General features: G+C 41.7%; 19 protein-coding genes and 1 pseudogene. 5 read left to right on the forward strand and 15 right to left on the reverse strand.

Annotation, left to right across the window (positions count from 1 at the left end):
• Positions 1 to 8: 8 nt before the first annotated feature.
• The 4 genes from DXZ23_RS12675 to recO all read right to left on the reverse strand — a co-directional run bounded on the left by DXZ23_RS12675 (position 9) and on the right by recO (position 4734).
• Complete coding sequence (locus DXZ23_RS12675) at positions 9 to 365, reverse strand: diacylglycerol kinase (RefSeq protein ID WP_026138439.1); 357 nt, start codon at positions 363 to 365, stop codon at positions 9 to 11.
• Between the two features lie 96 nt (positions 366 to 461).
• On the reverse strand, positions 462 to 2693 hold the full coding sequence (relA, locus tag DXZ23_RS12680) for a GTP diphosphokinase (RefSeq protein ID WP_021723838.1): 2232 nt from the start codon (positions 2691 to 2693) through the stop codon (positions 462 to 464).
• A gap of 13 nt (positions 2694 to 2706) precedes the next feature.
• A complete protein-coding gene (rlmD, locus tag DXZ23_RS12685) occupies positions 2707 to 4020 on the reverse strand; it encodes a 23S rRNA (uracil(1939)-C(5))-methyltransferase RlmD (protein WP_017805270.1) in 1314 nt (437 codons plus the stop codon).
• A 3-nt stretch (positions 4021 to 4023) separates the two neighbouring features.
• Positions 4024 to 4734 carry a DNA repair protein RecO gene (recO, locus tag DXZ23_RS12690; RefSeq protein ID WP_035659534.1) on the reverse strand — a complete coding sequence of 237 codons (711 nt, stop codon included), beginning with the start codon at positions 4732 to 4734 and terminating at the stop codon, positions 4024 to 4026.
• A gap of 243 nt (positions 4735 to 4977) precedes the next feature.
• Between recO and DXZ23_RS12695 the strand changes: the two genes are divergently transcribed.
• Complete coding sequence (locus DXZ23_RS12695; protein WP_021723842.1) at positions 4978 to 5670, forward strand: 7-cyano-7-deazaguanine/7-aminomethyl-7-deazaguanine transporter; 693 nt, start codon at positions 4978 to 4980, stop codon at positions 5668 to 5670.
• 13 nt (positions 5671 to 5683) lie between these two features.
• Here the strand turns inward: DXZ23_RS12695 and recF are convergent, their stop codons facing one another.
• From recF to dnaA, 3 genes are read right to left on the reverse strand one after another with little or no spacing between them, the layout of a single operon-like run.
• The gene (gene recF, locus DXZ23_RS12700; RefSeq protein ID WP_017805268.1) at positions 5684 to 6760 is read right to left on the reverse strand and encodes a DNA replication/repair protein RecF; all 1077 of its coding nucleotides are present in this window, start codon (positions 6758 to 6760) and stop codon (positions 5684 to 5686) included.
• An 11-nt stretch (positions 6761 to 6771) separates the two neighbouring features.
• Positions 6772 to 7872, reverse strand: a complete 1101-nt coding sequence (gene dnaN, locus DXZ23_RS12705; protein WP_017805267.1) for a DNA polymerase III subunit beta — start codon at positions 7870 to 7872, stop codon at positions 6772 to 6774.
• Between the two features lie 11 nt (positions 7873 to 7883).
• Positions 7884 to 9254 carry a chromosomal replication initiator protein DnaA gene (gene dnaA, locus DXZ23_RS12710; protein ID WP_035659531.1) on the reverse strand — a complete coding sequence of 457 codons (1371 nt, stop codon included), beginning with the start codon at positions 9252 to 9254 and terminating at the stop codon, positions 7884 to 7886.
• 353 nt (positions 9255 to 9607) lie between these two features.
• On the opposite strand from dnaA, the gene rpmH reads away from it, so the two are divergent.
• From rpmH to yidC, 4 genes are read left to right on the forward strand one after another with little or no spacing between them, the layout of a single operon-like run.
• Positions 9608 to 9742: a 50S ribosomal protein L34 gene (gene rpmH, locus DXZ23_RS12715; protein ID WP_005539760.1), complete on the forward strand. Its 135-nt coding sequence runs from the start codon at positions 9608 to 9610 to the stop codon at positions 9740 to 9742.
• 14 nt (positions 9743 to 9756) lie between these two features.
• The gene (gene rnpA / locus DXZ23_RS12720; RefSeq protein WP_017805265.1) at positions 9757 to 10116 is read left to right on the forward strand and encodes a ribonuclease P protein component; all 360 of its coding nucleotides are present in this window, start codon (positions 9757 to 9759) and stop codon (positions 10114 to 10116) included.
• Positions 10080 to 10340, forward strand: coding sequence for a membrane protein insertion efficiency factor YidD (yidD, locus tag DXZ23_RS12725; RefSeq protein ID WP_081603108.1), 261 nt, complete (start codon positions 10080 to 10082; stop codon positions 10338 to 10340). Before rnpA ends, yidD begins: the two co-directional genes overlap by 37 nt.
• On the forward strand, positions 10340 to 11953 hold the full coding sequence (yidC, locus tag DXZ23_RS12730; RefSeq protein ID WP_017805264.1) for a membrane protein insertase YidC: 1614 nt from the start codon (positions 10340 to 10342) through the stop codon (positions 11951 to 11953). The genes yidD and yidC overlap by 1 nt, the downstream gene beginning before the upstream one ends.
• 30 nt (positions 11954 to 11983) lie before the next feature.
• On the opposite strand, the pseudogene DXZ23_RS16230 reads toward yidC, so the two are convergent.
• From DXZ23_RS16230 to DXZ23_RS12775, 8 genes and pseudogenes are all read right to left on the reverse strand, one after another.
• Positions 11984 to 12525, reverse strand: a pseudogene (locus tag DXZ23_RS16230) (tyrosine-type recombinase/integrase); the annotation flags it as partial.
• 1136 nt (positions 12526 to 13661) lie between these two features.
• Complete coding sequence (locus DXZ23_RS12740; RefSeq protein WP_017805263.1) at positions 13662 to 14057, reverse strand: helix-turn-helix domain-containing protein; 396 nt, start codon at positions 14055 to 14057, stop codon at positions 13662 to 13664.
• A 456-nt stretch (positions 14058 to 14513) separates the two neighbouring features.
• Entirely contained in the window at positions 14514 to 16739 is a 2226-nt protein-coding gene (locus tag DXZ23_RS12750) for a DUF927 domain-containing protein (protein ID WP_017805262.1), read from the reverse strand.
• A complete protein-coding gene (locus DXZ23_RS12755) occupies positions 16723 to 17145 on the reverse strand; it encodes a hypothetical protein (RefSeq protein WP_017805261.1) in 423 nt (140 codons plus the stop codon). The genes DXZ23_RS12750 and DXZ23_RS12755 overlap by 17 nt, the downstream gene beginning before the upstream one ends.
• Positions 17142 to 17492 carry a hypothetical protein gene (locus tag DXZ23_RS12760; RefSeq protein ID WP_017805260.1) on the reverse strand — a complete coding sequence of 117 codons (351 nt, stop codon included), beginning with the start codon at positions 17490 to 17492 and terminating at the stop codon, positions 17142 to 17144. Before DXZ23_RS12760 ends, DXZ23_RS12755 begins: the two co-directional genes overlap by 4 nt.
• On the reverse strand, positions 17492 to 17722 hold the full coding sequence (locus DXZ23_RS12765) for a hypothetical protein (protein ID WP_017805259.1): 231 nt from the start codon (positions 17720 to 17722) through the stop codon (positions 17492 to 17494). Before DXZ23_RS12765 ends, DXZ23_RS12760 begins: the two co-directional genes overlap by 1 nt.
• Positions 17715 to 18098: a hypothetical protein gene (locus tag DXZ23_RS16020; RefSeq protein ID WP_017805258.1), complete on the reverse strand. Its 384-nt coding sequence runs from the start codon at positions 18096 to 18098 to the stop codon at positions 17715 to 17717. The genes DXZ23_RS12765 and DXZ23_RS16020 overlap by 8 nt, the downstream gene beginning before the upstream one ends.
• Positions 18091 to 18636 (reverse strand): ash family protein, encoded by a 546-nt coding sequence (locus tag DXZ23_RS12775; protein ID WP_017805257.1) that lies wholly within the window; start codon positions 18634 to 18636, stop codon positions 18091 to 18093. The genes DXZ23_RS16020 and DXZ23_RS12775 overlap by 8 nt, the downstream gene beginning before the upstream one ends.
• Positions 18637 to 18661 lie beyond the last annotated feature (25 nt).

Genomic DNA, 18661 nt, shown 5'->3' on the forward strand with positions numbered 1-18661 from the left:
AGTTAAAGTTACAAAAATAGGGCGCTTCCCCAAACGATTCCTACAATAATTAATGCGACAAACACTGCTGCAGACCCCAGATCTTTCGCCCGACCTGAAAGTTCGTGGTATTCTTTACCAACGCGATCTACTACTGCCTCAACAGCACTATTGAGTAATTCCACCACTAGCACCAACAATACGGAACCAATCATCAAGATTAATTCTATTTTGTTATTTGCTAAGAAAAATGCGAGGGGAATCAAAATACAGGATAACGCCACTTCATGACGAAATGCTGCCTCATTTTTAAATGCACTTTTTAGCCCTTTTAATGAATAGCCTGTAGATTTGATTAAATGGGTCAAGCCCGTTGTTTTTTCCAATTTTCTTTCCTTATTAACTGATTGAATGTTATAACTCAATTTTTTTGCTTTAATCGCAACAAAATTACACAAAAAAACCACCGCACTTATTTTTTCTTATAAACGTTTTGCTTCGATCACATCATCTAATTTTGCTAAACGAGCCAAGATTTTACTCAGCATTTGCACATTATTTAACTCAATATCCATATCCATTGTAGCAATTTGCTTTTTTATATCCGTACGGCTAGAAACACCTAGCACACTAATTTTTTCATTAGCTAACACGGTAGTAATATCGCGTAACAAACCATGACGATCGCTGGCAATAATGCGAATACCAATGCGGAAACCATTAGCATAACTTTCACCCCAAATCGATTCCACGACCCGTTCAGGATGACTATTTTGCAATTCTAGAAATTGTTCGCAATCACTGCGGTGAATAGAGATCCCTCGTCCCATCGTAATGTATCCCACAATATCATCACCAGGAATCGGCTGACAGCAACGAGCAATGTGGTGCATCAGGTTGCCCACCCCTTCCACGATCACATAATCTTTGGATTCATTTTTATGCTGAGAATTTACCGCACTTTTCTGTGCAACGTGGCGTAGAATTTGTTCATCCGTTTCCTGTGGCGAGGTTTTAATTAACTTACTTTGTAGGAAGTTAATAAGCTGATTGACACGAATATCTCCACCGCCAATCCCCGCATAGAGATCCTCTACATTTTTCAGATTATAACGAGGTAAAGCATATTGTTCCACCTGCTTGAGTGTAATGCCTAAACGGGCAATTTCATTTTCTAATAACTCTTTACCCGCTGGGATATTTTTATCTCGGTCTAATTTTTTAAACCAAGCTGCAATTTTTGCTCTGGCTTTGCTGGTGTTAGTGAAGCCTAAATTCGGATTAAGCCAATCTCGGCTTGGGTTCGGTGTTTTTTGCGTAATAATTTCAATTTGATCACCCATTTGTAGTTGATAGGTGAAAGGGACAATCCGCCCCCCTACTTTTGCCCCAATACAACGATGCCCGATCTCACTATGAATCGCATAAGCAAAATCCAGCGGTGTTGAGCCTGTCGGTAGATCGATCACTTCCCCTTTCGGTGTAAACACATAAACGCGATCATCAAACACTTGGCTACGCAATTCGGCAATCACTTCGCTAGAATCCGTAATATCATCTTGCCATGCTAATAATTTACGTAACCACGCAATTTTATCTTCATAGGCTGAACGCCCTGTTACCCCTTCTTTATATTTCCAATGTGCTGCCACCCCTAGTTCCGCATCATCGTGCATTTGTTGGGTACGGATTTGCACTTCAATAGGCTTTCCCCCTTTGCCCAAAACGACGGTATGAATGGATTGATAACCATTGGGTTTCGGGTTCGCGACATAATCATCAAATTCTTTCGGTAAATGCTTAAAATGCGTATGCACAATCCCCAGAGCGGAATAGCAATCTTGCAATTTTTGCACAATCACGCGTACTGCTCGTACATCATATAAATCACTAAATTCTAAATGCTTTTTCTGCATTTTCCGCCAGATACTATAAATATGCTTAGGGCGACCATAAACTTCTACCTGTTTAATGCTTTCTTGCAAATATTGGGTTAATTCCGCGACAAAATCAGCAATATATTGTTCCCGATCTAAACGACGCTCTTTCAATAATTTAGCAATCATACGGTATTGTTCAGGATGTAAATAGCGAAAACAATAGTCTTCCAGCTCCCATTTAAGTTGCCCGATACCTAAACGATTTGCCAATGGTGCGTAAATATTAGAACATTCTTTTGCCGCAAGCACTTTCTCTTCTTCAGAACAGCAATTCTCTGCATCTCGTAAAAAAGCGATACGTTCTGCCAATTTAATGATAACGCAACGGAAATCATCAACCATCGCCAATAACATTCGACGAACATTATCCACTTGTAAGGCATTTGCGGAATGGCTTGCATTGAGTTGGCGAATGTTATCCATTTCCATTACACCTTTCACCAATTTACTAATCTCTGTGCCGAAATCCTCACTGATTTGTTCCAATGCAACAATATTATGGCTTACCACAGGGTAAATCATTGCGGTAATCAGACTTTCACTATCCATATTCAAACTATGCAAAATTTCTGCCATCTCTACGCCAGAGGATAATGAACAATGCCACTGTGAATTTTCAGCCAAATTTTGGTTCTGTTGGATTTTCTCTTGCGAATAATGCCAAATTTGGACTAATTTTTGTGCTAAATCTGGAGACAATTTCAGACTTTCGCTCCATTGTTCAATCACAAAATCTTCTGGGTTAAGTAGATGAGAACCTCGAACAGCAACCATAACGCCTTCCTATTTATTTCCGTTCAAATAGACTAATGCTCTCTAAATGCCCTGTATTAGGGAACATATCGATCATCGCCACTTTTGTTAATTGATAGCCTGTTTGTAATAGCATTTGAGCATCTCTCACCAAAGTAGCAGGATTGCAAGACACATACAATATTTTTTCTGCTTTTAATTCGCACAAAAATGGGATAGCAAACGCCGCTCCAGTGCGTGGAGGATCGAGCAAAACTTTATTAAAAGGGTACGCCGCCCACGGCTGATCAACGAAAGATTGTGCCAAATCACCCTGATAAAATTCGACATTTTCACAGCCATTTCGTTCCGCATTTTGTGTTGCTTTCTTCACCATTTCTGCCACGCCTTCCACACCGACAACTTGTTTCGCGGAAGAACTCATTGGCAAAGTAAAATTTCCCATTCCACAAAATAAATCCAACACCCGATCTTGCTTAGTCAATGTGAGCCAATCCAGTGCGGTGTCAATCATTGCTTGATTTAATCGCGGATTAATCTGAATAAAATCGCGAATGTCAAAATGCAATCTTAATCCGTTCTTCAAGTCATAATAAGGGCTTTCACCATAAAGTTGATAAATACGTTCATCATCTTGCACAAAGAGCATGAGATTTTCTTGTTTTGCAAAATGGCATAACAAAGTGCGGTCTTTTTCTGCCAGATTTTTTTGATAACGCAACAATAACGCGATCCCATTGCTAGCTCGCACCAATTCGATATGCCCTAAATTTTTTGGACTAGACCAGTTCTGTAAAAGTGCGGTTATTTTTGGCAACAAATCATTCAATGGTTTTTCTATCACTAGGCAAGATTGCACTGGCTCAATAAGTTGCGAATTTTTTTGCCGAAAGCCTATAAGCAAGCCTTTCTTTTTATCCCAGTGAATACTCAAACGCAAACGACGGCGATAATGCCATTGTTCTCCAACAATTCGGGGCATTAACGCAATGGGGTCAGCTTGCAATTTACTTAATCGCTGAAATAACGCTCGTTCTTTGGTATCACGTTGCATATCCAACGGAATATGCTGAGTTTGGCACCCCCCACATTTTTCATAATAAATACAGGCTGGGTTCTCTCGTTTTGGGCTAGTCTTCAACCATTCTTTTACGATCGCTTTGCCATACTGACGCTTTTCTTCCAACACCTGCACTTGAACCTGTTCACCAGGCAAAGCATTTTCAATAAACCACGTTTTGCCTTGAATTTTCGCCACACCTAGCCCTTGATAATCCAAATCTTGCACTTGAGCGGTAAAAGTGCGGTGCTTTTTTTCCACTTTTTTAGGGGGATAAAGTAATGCCATAGGTTATTTCTGATACAAAATATGTTGAGTGAATAATTCTCGGCTTTTCAATGGCTTACTGCCTAAATAAGGCTTCAAGGCTATACGAATAAATCGCTTAGCCGCTTGCAATACAGCCTGATCGCGAAATTCTCGCCGCTCAAACGCCAACAGTTCTCTGCCATAAAAAGTGAGATTATCCTTAATTAAAGAAGCAATAAAACCTTTTTCTTCACGGTAACGATAGGTCATATTTTCATCAACAGGCTCACCTGAACCCGCACAGTGACAAAAATCAATGCCATAGCCCATTGCGGTAAGTAATTGAAATTCAAAAGTGCGTAAGCTAGGTTCAACAGCCTCTGACACACTTGCCAACCCCATAAGACATTTTAAATAATCTTGGAAAATATCCGGATAAGGCGTTTCCTGTGCTAATAATCGCATTAATAACTCATTCACATAGAAACCGCTATAAAGTGCGACAGGCGGCATTGGCAAAGTAAGCGACGCCGCCTCAGCTTTGGTGAGGGTTTTCAGTTCCCCTCGTCCTGCCCAACGCAACAGCAACGGCGTAAACGGCTGCAAAATACTTTTCCACGCAGAACGTTTTGTTCTCGCCCCTTTGGCAAGCACCGTTAAACGCCCCGTATCTTCCGTAAACAAATCCACCAATAAGCTTGTTTCGCTATATGCTCTGCGATGCAAAACAAAACCACGTTGCCAGTTTTCGATAAATATACCCTTAGTTTAAACGCTATCTCAAAACAGCACTATTTTAACAGATTTTTTATATTCTTATAATAAAATGGCATTAAGTACCACCACCCCACCACTTATTTTTAATGCTTTTTTCTTGAACTTATTAAAAAAATAAGTATGATCCGCCCCTTTATTCAAAGTAAGAATATATTTCTAACTTCATCATTAATTTGGGTTCCCTTACCCCAAATTTTAATAAAATAAAAAGGTACAACAATGAAAACTCTCGCACCGAGCTTTAACGCTCAACAAAAACAATATGCTCTTATTTTACTGAGTCTATTTCATATTTTGATTATTGCTTCTAGTAATTATTTAGTACATCTTCCTTTCGAAATACGGCTTCCTCTCCATCTTATTGGCAGTCAAGATTTTTCTTTCCATAGCACTTGGGGAACCCTAACTTTCCCATTTATTTTCTTGGCAACAGATCTTATAGTGAGAATTTTTGGTGCAAAAGAAGCACGTTTGATTATCTTTGTTGTGATGTTTCCTGCACTGATTATTAGTTACCTAATTTCCACTCTGTTTTCTGATAGTCAATATCAAGGGTTTGCTACATTACTGAATTTCAATGTTTTTGTTTTCCGTATCGCAATTGCCAGCTTCTTAGCTTATACCTTTGGACAATTACTTGATGTATTAGTATTCAACCGATTGCGTCAATTAAAAATATGGTGGATAGCACCGAGTAGTTCAATGATCTTAGGCTCAATGGCAGATACCTATATTTTCTTCGCTGTGGCGTTCTATGCAAGTAGCGATCCGTTTATGGCAAAACATTGGTTAGTGATTGGCTTAGTAGATTACTTATTCAAACTATGCATTGGAATGATATTCTTTGTGCCTACATACGGCGTAATTCTCAATATGATTCTACAGAGATTACAACAGCTGAAAAGAGCATAAAATATGGAATTGACTAAATTTCACTCAATTTACCTTGATGAACGCTGAACGTGCGGTGATTTTGCGGTTGCATTTCTTGGAGTTGATTGTGGGTGATGGCACTGACAAAGACTTGCGAGCCACTTTGTTGCAGGCGTTCGGCGAGTAACGCCCGTTTGCTTTTGTCTAATTCAGAAGCAAAATCATCGATCAAAAAAATACAATGGCGGTTTTTTTGTTGCATTAAATGTTCTCCTTGCGCCAAGCGTAAGGCACACATTAGCAGTTTTAATTGCCCGCGTGAAAGCACATCTTCTACAGGTAAGCCATTGGCTTTAAAGCGAAAATCGGCTTTTTGTGGTCCTGATACCGTATAGCCAATGGTACGATCTCGCTCTAAATTTTGGCGTAATAATTCGCCATAATCGCTATTTTTGTCCCAGCCTTGATGAAAGCTGACGCTGATTTCTAATTCAGGCAAGAAAAGCTGGCAGGTGCGTTCGATTTCGGGGCGGAGGGCTTCGGCATATTCAGCACGCCATTGGCTCACTTGTTCGGCGAGATGAATCAGTTCTTTGTCCCAAATGTAAATCTGTTCATAGTGGTAGGCTTGCGAAAGGGCAGCATTACGCTGTTTAAGCAGGCGGTTGAGCTGGCTCCAAACAGGGTGAAAATGGCTATGATGATGAAATAATCCCCAATCTAAAAAAGCTCGGCGATAGCTTGGCCCGCCATTGAGCAAAGTCAGCCCCTCTGGGGTGATGATTTGCATCGGCAATAAATGAGCGAGATCGGCGATTTTCTTTGCTTCTTCACCGTTGATTTTTACTTGGGTGTTGCCTTGGCGGTGTTTTTGCAAGCCCACAGACCATTGATGATTTTGCTCTTGGATTCGCCCATACAGGGTAAAATGAGGCTGTTCATAAGAAATGATGCGATTTGCCACCGCACTTTTAAAAGAGCGTCCGTGTGCGAGATAAAAAATGGCTTCCAGCAGGCTAGTTTTGCCGCTGCCGTTATTGCCGACCAAAAAGTTAAAGCCGTGGTCAAACTCCAGATCCACGGCGGTTAAATTGCGAAAATTTTCGACCAGTAAACGGGAAATTGCCATAAGGTTTAAGGTTATAGACGCATTGGCATAATGACGTATTCCGCTGTGTTGTCATCCACGTCTTCAATTAAGCAACTTGAGGTGGCATCGGTGAGACGAACACGCACTTGTTTGCATTTTAAGGCGTTCAGCACATCAAGCAAGTAACTGACGTTGAAGCCCACTTCCATTGCTTCGCCGTTGTAATCCACATCAATAATTTCTTCGGCAACCTCTTGTTCTGTGTTGGTTGCGGTGATGGTGAGCTGATTTTCTGCCAGTTGTAAACGCACCGTACGTACTTTGTCATTGGATAAAATCGCTGCTCGTGCAAAGGCTTGCTTGAGGGTATCCCAGTTGCCCATCATAATCCGTTGGGCATTGCGAGGGAGAACACGGCGGTAATCAGGAAAACGCCCGTCAATCAGCTTCGAGGTGAAGATAATATTGCCAAGATCAATGCGGAGATTATTCGTTCCGATTTGCACTTTGGCAGGCAGATCACTGCTTTCGAGTAATCGCACTAATTCAAGCACTCCTTTACGCGGTACAATAACTGAATGAGTTTGCAATTCTTGTTCAAGGGGAATAGTGCAAACCGCTAGGCGGTGTCCGTCTGTGGCAACCGTGCGGAGCAAATTGCCTTCCGTTTCAAATTTCATTCCATTCAGGAAATAGCGGGCATCTTGGTTCGCCATTGAAAACTGAGTGGCATCAATTAAACGGCGTAAAGTGGCTTGGGCGAGGGTAAATTCCACTTCCGATTGCCAGTCCGCCAGATTTGGGTATTCTTCCGCTGGCAGGGTGGTTAAATTAAATTTACTGCGACCGCAACGCACTAAGGCACGATCTTCTTCAAAGCTGACGGTAATATCCGCGTCATCAGGAAAACTACGACAAATATCAAGAAATTTTTTCGCGGGGATCGTGAAACGTCCGTCCTGATCCACTTGGCTAAGTTGGGCTTGGGTGGAGAGTTCCACTTCCAAATCCGTTCCCGTAATGGTTAAAGATTGCCCCTCAATATGGAGTAACACGTTGCTTAGCACGGGAATGTTTGGACGATTGCTCAACACGCCGCAAACTTGTTGTAATGGTTTTAACAGATTTTCTCTTGATACAGTAAATTGCATAGTTTCGTCCTTTAAGCTGACAAAGTTCGGATCAAATTCGACCAATCTTCTTGAATATTGTTATCTTGCTCGCGTAGCGTGACGATGGTGCGACAAGCGTGTAGCACAGTGGTGTGATCGCGATCGCCAAAGGCTTTACCAATTTCGGGCAGGCTGCGATTGGTCAGCTCTTTTGATAATGCCATTGCAAGCTGACGAGGGCGAGCCACAGAGCGAGAACGGTTTTTCGATTTCAGATCAGCCACCTTAATGCGATAGTATTCGGCAACCACTTTTTGAATATTTTCTACCGTAACCAATTTATCTTGTAGTGCCAACATATCTTTCAGGGTTTCCCGCACAAAATCAATGGTGATGGCTTTACCCGTAAATTCTGCATTGGCGTGCACACGGTTTAATGCCCCTTCCAATTCTCGCACATTGGTGCGTAATTTTTGCCCGATAAAAAATGCCACTTCTTCAGGCAACAGCATTTGTTTTTCTTCTGCTTTTTTCAATAAGATGGCAACGCGGGTTTCAAGCTCAGGCGGTTCAATAGCGACACTCAGCCCCCAGCCAAAGCGGGATTTTAACCGATCTTCAATTTTTTCGATTTCTTTCGGGTAGCGATCGGAAGTCAAAATAATTTGGCGACTGCTTTCAAATAAGGAATTGAAAATATGGAAAAATTCTTCTTGCGTGCCGTCTTTCCCCGCGAAAAATTGAATGTCATCAATCAGCAACGCATCTAAAGTGCGGTAGAATTTTTTGAAGTTTTCCATTTTATCCGCTTGCAAGGCTTTTATATATTCTTGCATAAAGCGTTCGGCGTGAATATAAATCACCCGTGCGTCAGGTTCGCCTGCCAAAATACCATTGCCCACCGCGTGTAATAAGTGGGTTTTCCCCAAACCAGTTCCGCCATACAGAAAAAGCGGATTGGCACTTTGCTCACCTGGGTTAATTGCGACTTTTTGTGCAACAGCACGAGCAAGCTGGTTTGATTTCCCCTCTACGAAGTTTTCAAAAATATGCTTGGTGTTTAAATTGGAGCGATAGGGCTGTTTGGCTTCCGTCTTTGCGGTGCTTTCCGTTTGCATTGGCGAATGTGGTGGCACAACGTTTTTTTTCTCCACAAGCTTAGCGGGCTTCGTGCCTTCTTGCACTCTCACTGAAAAATCAATATTGCCAGATAAACTTTGGCTAAGCTTGGTGATCAGCTCTAAATAATGGGTTTCCACCCAATTTTTGACAAACACATTGGAGGCATATAATACCATTTGGTTTTCACTCGGAATGTCAGCTTGCAATGGGCGTAACCACGTGCTGAAGTCCGTGGGCGAAACTTGATCTTGCAGTTGTGAAAGGCAATCCTGCCAAAGCGATGTGAGCGTCATTTTCATTGTTATTATTTGGCTAAATTTAGTTAAAGGGATTTTGCGCCACAAAAAAGTGCGGTCATAATTTTGCCCAATTTTACAATAAACTGGGCGAAAGATCTTTAGAAAAGAATGAAAAAAATTGAAAAAGCGACCTTGAGATTTTTACGGAAAACAGTATAATTCGCCCGCTTTTATGCTTTTTATTAAGAGAATGCTGGTTTTCTCAGCGTTTTTCTTATTCTTGGTTTGACGAACGTTTAATTTGTGATTACAATTGCGTTCTTTATTTTAGTAACCCTTGTTTCAATTCGTTTTTGGCTATCTAAATGTCAAAGGCAATAATTAAACAATGTTGATTTAGGTAGATTATAGTTATGAAACGTACATTCCAACCCTCTGTATTAAAACGCAGTCGTACTCACGGTTTCCGTGCACGTATGGCAACTAAAAACGGCCGTCAAGTTTTAGCTCGTCGTCGTGCTAAAGGTCGTAAAAGTTTATCTGCATAATCCAGCCCTTCGCTGTGATTAAGCTAAACTTTTCTCGGGAGTTACGTCTGCTAACTCCCGCTCAATTCAAATACGTTTTCCAAGATCCGCAACGTGCGAGTTCCCCTGAAATTACTATTCTAGCCCGTCCTAATCAGGAATCTATTCCACGTTTAGGTTTAGCAGTGGCCAAAAAGCATTTAAAACGTGCTCACGATCGCAATCGCATTAAGCGTTTATGCCGTGAACGTTTTCGCCAATTACAGCACGATCTACCGCATTATGATTTTGTCATTGTGGTTAAACAGGGTATCGGGCGGTTAGATAATCAGCACATATTCAATTCATTGGATAAATTATGGCAACGCCACATTCGCTTGGCTCGAAAATCTTAATTAAGTGTATTCGATTTTACCAACTCTTCATCAGCCCGCTCATTGGCCCACGCTGCCGATTTACGCCAACTTGTTCTTGCTACGGTATTGAAGCATTAAAAACGCACGGTGCGTTAAAAGGTGGTTGGCTTACGTTAAAACGTATATTAAAATGTCATCCTTTACACGCGGGTGGATACGATCCTGTTCCACCGAAGATTAATAACAACAAAGAGAACAAATAATGGATTCAAGACGTAGCCTGTTAGTGCTCGCACTACTCTTTATTTCTTTTCTTGTTTATCAGCAATGGCAAGTGGATTATCACAGTCCGAAGCCTGTTGCCACTGAACAAGTGCAAACCTCTCAAGCTCAAGGTGAATTAGCATCAAATTCAGACCTTGCTAACCTTACTCAAAGTAAAGTGATTACCTTAGAAAATGATGTATTCCGTTTAAAAGTGAATACCCTCGGCGGTGATGTGGTACGTTCTGAATTATTAAATTATGACGAAACCCTGCATTCCCACACGCCTTTTGTGTTATTACAGGATACCCCTGAACATATTTATGTGGCACAGAGCGGTTTAGTTGGACGCAATGGAATCGACACCAAAGCGGGTCGTGCCAATTATCAAGTTGATGGCGATCATTTCAAATTGGCTGACGGGCAAAATGAACTTGTTGTACCATTTGTGTTTGAAAAAGATGGCGTAACTTATCGCAAACTTTTCGTGTTAAAACGCGGTGAATACGATGTGAGCGTGAACTTTGAAATCACCAACCAAAGCGGGCAGCCGATTGAAGTAGAGCCTTACGCGAAATTAACCCATACTTTAGTGGAAAGCTCAGGCAGTATGGCAATGCCAACCTACACAGGCGGGGCGTATTCTTCTTCTGAAACCAACTATAAAAAATACAGTTTCAAAGATATGGAAGAAAAAGATCTGTCAATCCAAACCAAAGCGGGCTGGGTTGCGGTGTTACAACATTACTTCGTTTCAGCGTGGATTCCAAATCAAGATAGCACTCACCAACTTTACACTTCAACGGATAAAGCCCGTAATTTAGGCTCGATTGGTTATCGTGGGCCAGTGGTGGACATTCCAGTAGGTGCAACGGAAACCATTACTAGCAAATTATGGACGGGACCGAAATTGCAAAACCAAATGGCAGACGTGGCGAATCATTTAGATCTCACCGTGGATTACGGCTGGGCGTGGTTTATCGCAAAACCGCTATTCTGGTTGCTCACCCACATCCACGATTTAGTGAAAAACTGGGGGCTTGCCATTATCTGCGTAACCCTTGTGGTGAAAGGTTGCCTTTACCCATTAACCAAAGCACAATACACTTCAATGGCAAAAATGCGTATGCTACAACCGAAAATCCAAGAAATGCGTGAGCGTTATGGGGAAGATCGTCAGCGTATGAGCCAAGAAATGATGAAATTGTATAAAGAAGAAAAAGTAAATCCACTCGGTGGCTGTTTACCAATTCTCTTACAAATGCCAATTTTCATCGCCTTATATTGGACATTTATGGAAGCGGTGGAATTACGCCACGCCCCATTCTTCGGTTGGATTCAAGATTTATCGGCACAAGATCCATACTACATCTTGCCAATCTTAATGGGCGTATCAATGTTCTTATTACAAAAAATGTCGCCAACGCCAGTTGCTGATCCAATGCAACAAAAAGTAATGACATTTATGCCAGTGATCTTCACGGTATTTTTCCTCTTCTTCCCTGCGGGCTTGGTTTTATACTGGTTAGTATCGAACCTCATCACCATCGCACAACAGCAATGGATCTACCGTGGATTAGAGAAAAAAGGGTTACACTCTCGTAAAAAATAGAGTCATAACCACATACTCAAACTAAACCAGTCAAACAACTATAAAAGGATTGATATCAAAATCAATCCTTTTTAAAAATCCTTTCGCTTTCTTGAATTCTACACCCTTATACGATAAGGCTTTCTCTATCCAATCCGCATTATAATCACGCTCATTCAAAGAGGTACTAATTAAGTGTATTATCCCGTGCGTGGTTAGCTTTCCCTTGCCAAGGGTTTTTAACTATCGCCTTTCTCATTGCCTAGATTGTAATATGGCCTGATTTCGCCGTAACGCTAGGAAAGACAAAATCACTACTTAGATTAAGTGCGGTACTAATTTCCCGCATTTTTCGCAATACCGCCACCGCTTGACGAGATAACGTAACAATATGCAACCGACCCCGCCCTTTAAATTCTTATTCCCTTTCTGCACGCGATACACCCAAAGGTTTTGACTAAAATCAATATCCGCCACTTCGCCCCGGTAATCTCAGAGGATCGCCCGCCTGTTAGAAGCACTAATAGCACAGCATAGAACGAAAGCAGGCTAAATTGGTTTGCGGCTTTCACTTGATAGAACGATTGAATAAAGCCCGCTACCATCAAGGAAAATCACTTTTCCCCTGCTCTTGCCTTTTTTATTTGTTTATCATTAAGTTGCTGTGTTTTTCTTGCCATAGCACTAATCTTTAAAAAGAAATTGTACTAGAAAAAAATCAAGCTATCATCAGTATTAAATGTTACTCTAACACTATGAATATAAACAGCTTTTTGCTTAATTGTACTAGAAAATAAAGCGATCAACTTTGCACTTTTCGGAGTAATTCAACAGAATTTCTATTTTCTAGTACAATTATATTGCGTTACAGAGATTTACGCAGACGCAATCAGACGCATACCATATCGCCAAAGGCTAGATTTTACAAGGATTTTTGAAGCAGTGGGATTTATGTAGAAACGTGTAGAACAGTGGACTGGCGGAGACAGTGGGAGTTGAATCATAACTTTAATTATTTGATATATAACAACATTTAAATTAACAACACTAAATCTTGGTACAATTCTTGGTACAATTATCCAAAGTCACTTGCTATTTAGTCTATTTCTTGAGCAATTATTCGGGACGTATAAGGGGCGTTTTATAGCTGCGTGAAAAGTGGCTTTTCTGTGTGATGTTTTTCGCTGTGGTGGATCTGCTCTCTTGAGTTGTTTTCTAGTAGTGAATTTTCTATAAGGGAAATTTTAGAAATGGTCGCCGTCATTATGAAATAAAAATCTCATTATGCTGTTCTTTTAGTGGTTAAAAATCACTCACGCTATTTATTGGCATTTTGAAAGATTTTACCTATAAATTACATTTATCTAAAATTTACGAAAAAAATATTTTTTTATTTATTTAAGCAAAAAACGTAGACGCATAGACGCACCCCGATTTTTAAAAATTATTTCCTTTATTTTCAATAGATTAACCCCTAAAAAGTGCGTCTATGGAGCTTAGACGCACTTAGACGCAGTAGACACGGCGATTTTATTTAACATATTGATTTAATTAAATATTGTTGTTTTTGGCGTGTCTATGCCGTGTCTACACTAAGGCGTTTTTTGATGAAAATTAGATAATTTAGGCGAAAATTTCCCCTTTGGTCAGGTTATTTTTAGAGATAAATTAATAGTTAAAATCTATCAAAATAGAGCCAAAAAACGCCCGCTATGGGCGTTGGTCGCGGCTAAAGTGTAAGCTGTATCGCTTTACAATCGTAAATATTCGCTAATCGTTCAAGTGTTTTTTTCTGTGGCTTGCTGTCTTTTCGCTCTGCTTGTGAAATAGCAGATTGCGTTAGGCCTGTGCGTTCTGCTACATCTCTTTGCGATAGTCGGCGATAAATCCGCCACGCAGCCAAAAGGCTAACATCATCATCTAGCATAATATTAACGACTTCATTCGGGATCGCCTCGCTGTCGTTTTCCCCTGTCTCTACTTGGATTTCTTCATATTGCCCTTGTTCTTCCTTGCTTTCAATTGCAAAACGGCTTAATAGTTCCATCTCTTGGAATTTATCGAAAGGAACAACCACAAAAAGCGGTTTCCCGTTGCTGTCTTGAATATATTGTAAATCTGCCATTTTTTCGCTCCTGTGCTTGGTAGGGCGATTTTCTCGCCCTTGCTTGCTTTAGTTATAGGTTTGTTCATCTCGTTTAGCTACGGTACAAATTTCGATTATTCTCGGCTCGCCCTCAATCCAATCAAATAGCACGCGATAAAATCCAATCCTTAGCCTAAAACGTCTCTCAAATCCTTGTAGTTTTTTGATGTCTAGTTCTACTTGTGGGAAGTCCGCCAGCTGATTATCTCTCTTATGTTTTGATTAGATAATAAGATTATAATTAGATATTTTCAAATAAAACCTTATCAAAAGCGAGAAGAACTTATTTAATGATTAGATCCACTTTCTTCTTGGTGATGATTGTAGATATTTGCACCGTGGCTTTGTTATTTTTGACTCTGTAAGAAATCACTATAGAGAAATAAAAAAGAGCCGTTTTATTAGCTCTTTTGGGGATATGGTTGCTAGCGTGGGCTATTCTTCGCTTTCTTCCGCTTCTTCGTCTAGCACTGCCAGCACATAGCAGCGGATGGTTTTATTGCCTGCGATTGGACGTGGTAGCGGTTTCTTGTATTTGTAAGATTTATGCTTTGCGTTGGTGGTGGAAAGCATACCCGCGTCCGCCAGCACTTTATTCGCAATATTTTCATCAAAGCCCGCAATCACATCTTGCAAATAAACTTGTGGAAATATCCAATAGCGGGCGTCTTTGTTTAAAACACTCTCGCCAAGCTCTTTATAACCTGCCGTATCTTTTGGTTCGGGCTGGTTTGGGTTGAATGGATATTCAACAAATCTTGCTCCATTCCGCAATAGCCAGCCGTTCGCCTGTGCAATGATTTGCTTTTTCTCTCGGCTGTCTAAACCATAGACGCTAACCCATTCGTTAAAGCAATGTAACAAGGCTTCGCCACATTCTGCCTCTTTCCATTGAGTTAAATGGCTTGAAAGCGTGAGTGCTGTTTCTAGCACGGCAAAACGGCTTGCTACACGCTGCACTTGTGGGCTGGCTTTTTGTGGTAAGCGTGCCAGCCATTTGTCTTTAATCGTACTGTAAACGCCTGCTAGTGTGTCTTGGTTTTCAGTTAGCCACGTTATCCACTCCCGCCCTATTGTCCCATAGTGCTTTTTACTCGCTTGGTTTAGGTGGTCTGCGTGGTTTTTACCGTCTTTGAAGTGGTGGAATTGTTTAGCGGGCGTGATAGGAATATTCAACAAACGAACCAACTGCCCCGCGTTGGTTTTTATGCCAGCTTGAGCAAGGTAATTTTCTAAATCTACTTCACCGGTAGAAAATGCCATTATTCGCCAGCGGTTCACTTCACGATTTCCGCCATCTTTTGCCCCTTGTATTTTGCCAATACCATTAAACAGCGTGTAGGCGGTTTGCTCTGCGTGTTTTTTGTTTGCCCCTTGTCCTATTTCATCCATCACTAGAAAGCCGTCATTGCGTGCGGCTGCTTCATTGCTTAAGCCTAATGCAGTGGCGTTCCAGCTTACCCGCGTGATTTCGGGGTGCCCGTAAACACTGGCGGCAATGTTGGCAGTGGTGGTTTTTCCACTTGTTGATCCGCCAAAAATATGCACACCAAAGCTATCAGCGTCCAGCAAATGAATAAGCGGGGCAGATAATGCACAAGCCACGCCCAACATCATTGTTGGATTGCCCTTTACATATTGCCCGATTTCATTCTGCCAGCTTTCTAACGTGCCTTTGACTTGGTAGCCTGCAAAGCCTGCGGATTGTGAGCGGAATAAAACGGGGTGCTTAGGCTCGCCAATGGCTTCACCATTTGGCAATAAATACGCCCCATTCTGCCAACCTGTGAGATTGGTTATTGTCCATAGTTTACGGTCGCCCGTGGTTTGTAAATAATCCGCTAATTCGTTTTTAAGCGTTGAATTTGAGGTGACTTTTAAGCCGCGATTTTTTAACGTCCGCCAGCCCTCACGCTCGCCAATATCGCCCAGCGGTAGAGCTTCCACAACCTTTTGCTCACTTCCCTCAAGCTGCCACTGTAATACTAAATAACTTTCGCTTTCACTGCGTCCAATACCTACCACGTCCACTACATCAGAAAGCCACTGCACACGCTCGATAATTTCGCCCGTGTCTTTGTCTAGCTTTGGCATAATTTGAAATAAGCCGCTTTTGCCGTTTTCTGTGCGTTTCTCAATGTAAGGCGATAAATTGCCTTGCTTTTGGTCTTTCGCCTCACCTTGTGCCACCTGTGCAATAATTTCAGCGGTTTCTGGGGCTTTTTGCATTTCACGGTAAAGATTGATGTCTTTATTTAAGTTTTGGTTTAGTGTGAGCGTGACGCAATCATACAAGCCTACGCTTTCCGCTTTCGTGGTGGTGGCAAGGTTTAAGCAAAGTGCGGTGATTTCCTGTTGTGAAAGTTCCCCGCATTGTATGATTTTGATATAGCGTTGATCGGGTGAGGCTATGCGGTACTGGCCGATTTCCTCCAGCTGGTTATTGCCTAAAATCACGGGCTTTTGATCGTAGCGGTGGATTGCTCCCCCTTGCGTGTTAAATGGCTCAATTTGCAACGCGTCGGCGATATTTTGCCATTCTATGCCCTTGCCCTTGTTCCACGCCTCCCACGCACGAGAACCCGCCAAAATCAGCAATTCAAAGGCGTTTTTATTCCACGCCTCTTTTAAGTGCGGTGCGTTTTTAGTGCATTTTTTCATTCTCGCCCCCGTGCATTTGTGTTTCTAATTGGGCGATTATTTGTGCTTCCATTCTTGTAAGCTGTGATGAAAGAAAATGACAAACCGTGCAACCAAGTAAACGGCGGGCGATTTCCTCCCCGCTGTATTGTTCCGCCAATTCCTCAATGTCTGTTGTTGGTGGGGTGGGTGAAAGTTCACGCAATTTTTTAATAATTGCGTTCGCTTCTTTGGCGAACTGAATCGCGGCATTGGGGCAAGTGTTTGCGATATGTTCCAGCTCTTCCGCCACGGCTTCAAACACGGCGGCAATATAGGGAAATTCGGGGCTATTTGTGCCGTGAATAAAATTCTCGTGGTTAATGCCTAAGGCTTGTAATTCTGTTTCAGTAAAGCCGGCTAAATTGCGTTTTTCATTCGTTTTCATTTGTTACCCTCCGCCAGTTTCTCGGCTTCCATTCGTTCCAATTCAAGGGCTTCTACATCAGCAATCACGCCCATTAGTAGCCCGATTAAAAATTTACTGCTTCGCTTAAAGGCGTTATTCTTCGCTTGCTGGGTTGGGTTAAGTTCTTGGCTGTTGATAAGCTCAAGCAACAATTCACGCCCCTGAATTAATCCCTCCGCCAACATTTGGCTTTCTTTTTTCATTTGCTTCTTGTGGTGGAAGTCGTCGGGGAATTGCTCAAAACATTTGCGGTTAGCCTGTTTGATTAGCTCCCCTTGGCGTTTCCATTGTGGGAAATGGCTAATTGTTAAGGTTGGTTTAGTCATTATTCCACCCCCTCGTCGTCCGTTAAACCTTGATCAAGTGTAATCGCTTGGTATAAATCCATTAATACCCCTTCCGCCAGTAAATTAAAGCTATGCACTAGGGTTAAATCTGTTTCTCCGTAGCTGTTTTCGATATAGTGCTTTAAAAGATAAATCAGGCTCTCCACTTCAGAAAAGCGGGCTAGCATTTGCTCTTGCTTGAACGCTTGTAGGGTGATTGAATTAGGCATTGTTCACCTCCGCCATAGCTGAAGTGAACGCAATAGGGCAAACGCCCGCCATAAGTGCGGTGGGTTTTGTGATAGTTTTCATTGTGGATGTTCTCTTGTATGTTTTAGTAAATGATTTGCCAACCTGTAATAGGTGTGGCAAGGCTTCAACTACCGCATACAAACGGCTCACCTTATTCGTGCGGATAAACTCCGCCTTAGTTCGGCGTATAGACCTTGCCACAAATTCGGCATTATCTGATAGGGTTAGTAGCCCTTGGATATGAATTTGAGGTGTAAAAAATCCGCAAGTCTTACGGGTGCGGTTTCCGTTGTATGTAGTAGTGTCCGCAATACTACAATTTACTACGTTAGGGGTCAAGGTAAGATTACGCATTTTTCACCTCCAAGATCACAAAAAACGGGGCGACTTGTGCGGTGGCTTGCTCGATACTGTCGGCATTTATGCGAACGGTATAGCGTGGGAATAAGGAAAAATGTTTTTTGGTATTGCGTAAGTCTGAACGGCTCACGGCTTTGAATAGATAAAGCATTGCTGTAACTCCAATGTTAATAATTTTAGAAGTTACCGCTTGAAGTTTCGAGGCTTTTGGGCGGTAACGTGTTACGGGCTCGAAAACTGCGAACATTGGAACACAGCAAAGGGCGAAACCTTTCCCATAACACGCTACCATAGAAGAACACGCCATTTTTAGGCGTTCTTTGGGTGTGTTTGTGCTACGCATAAAAAAACACGCATTAATAGGCGTGTTACTATACGCCAATGTTTTATCGTTCGAGTTTCGAGGCTCGGCACTGTTTGAAAGTGCGGTATTAAAATACGATAAATTTGCTTCGGTTGCACTTGAAAAATATTCATATTCTAAACCGATAGAATGAATTGTATTAATATTAGGGGCTGTCCTAGATAACAACTAAAAAATCTATTTAGGTTAGAAT

Source organism: Avibacterium paragallinarum, assembly GCF_900450705.1.
Lineage (GTDB): Bacteria > Pseudomonadota > Gammaproteobacteria > Enterobacterales > Pasteurellaceae > Avibacterium > Avibacterium paragallinarum.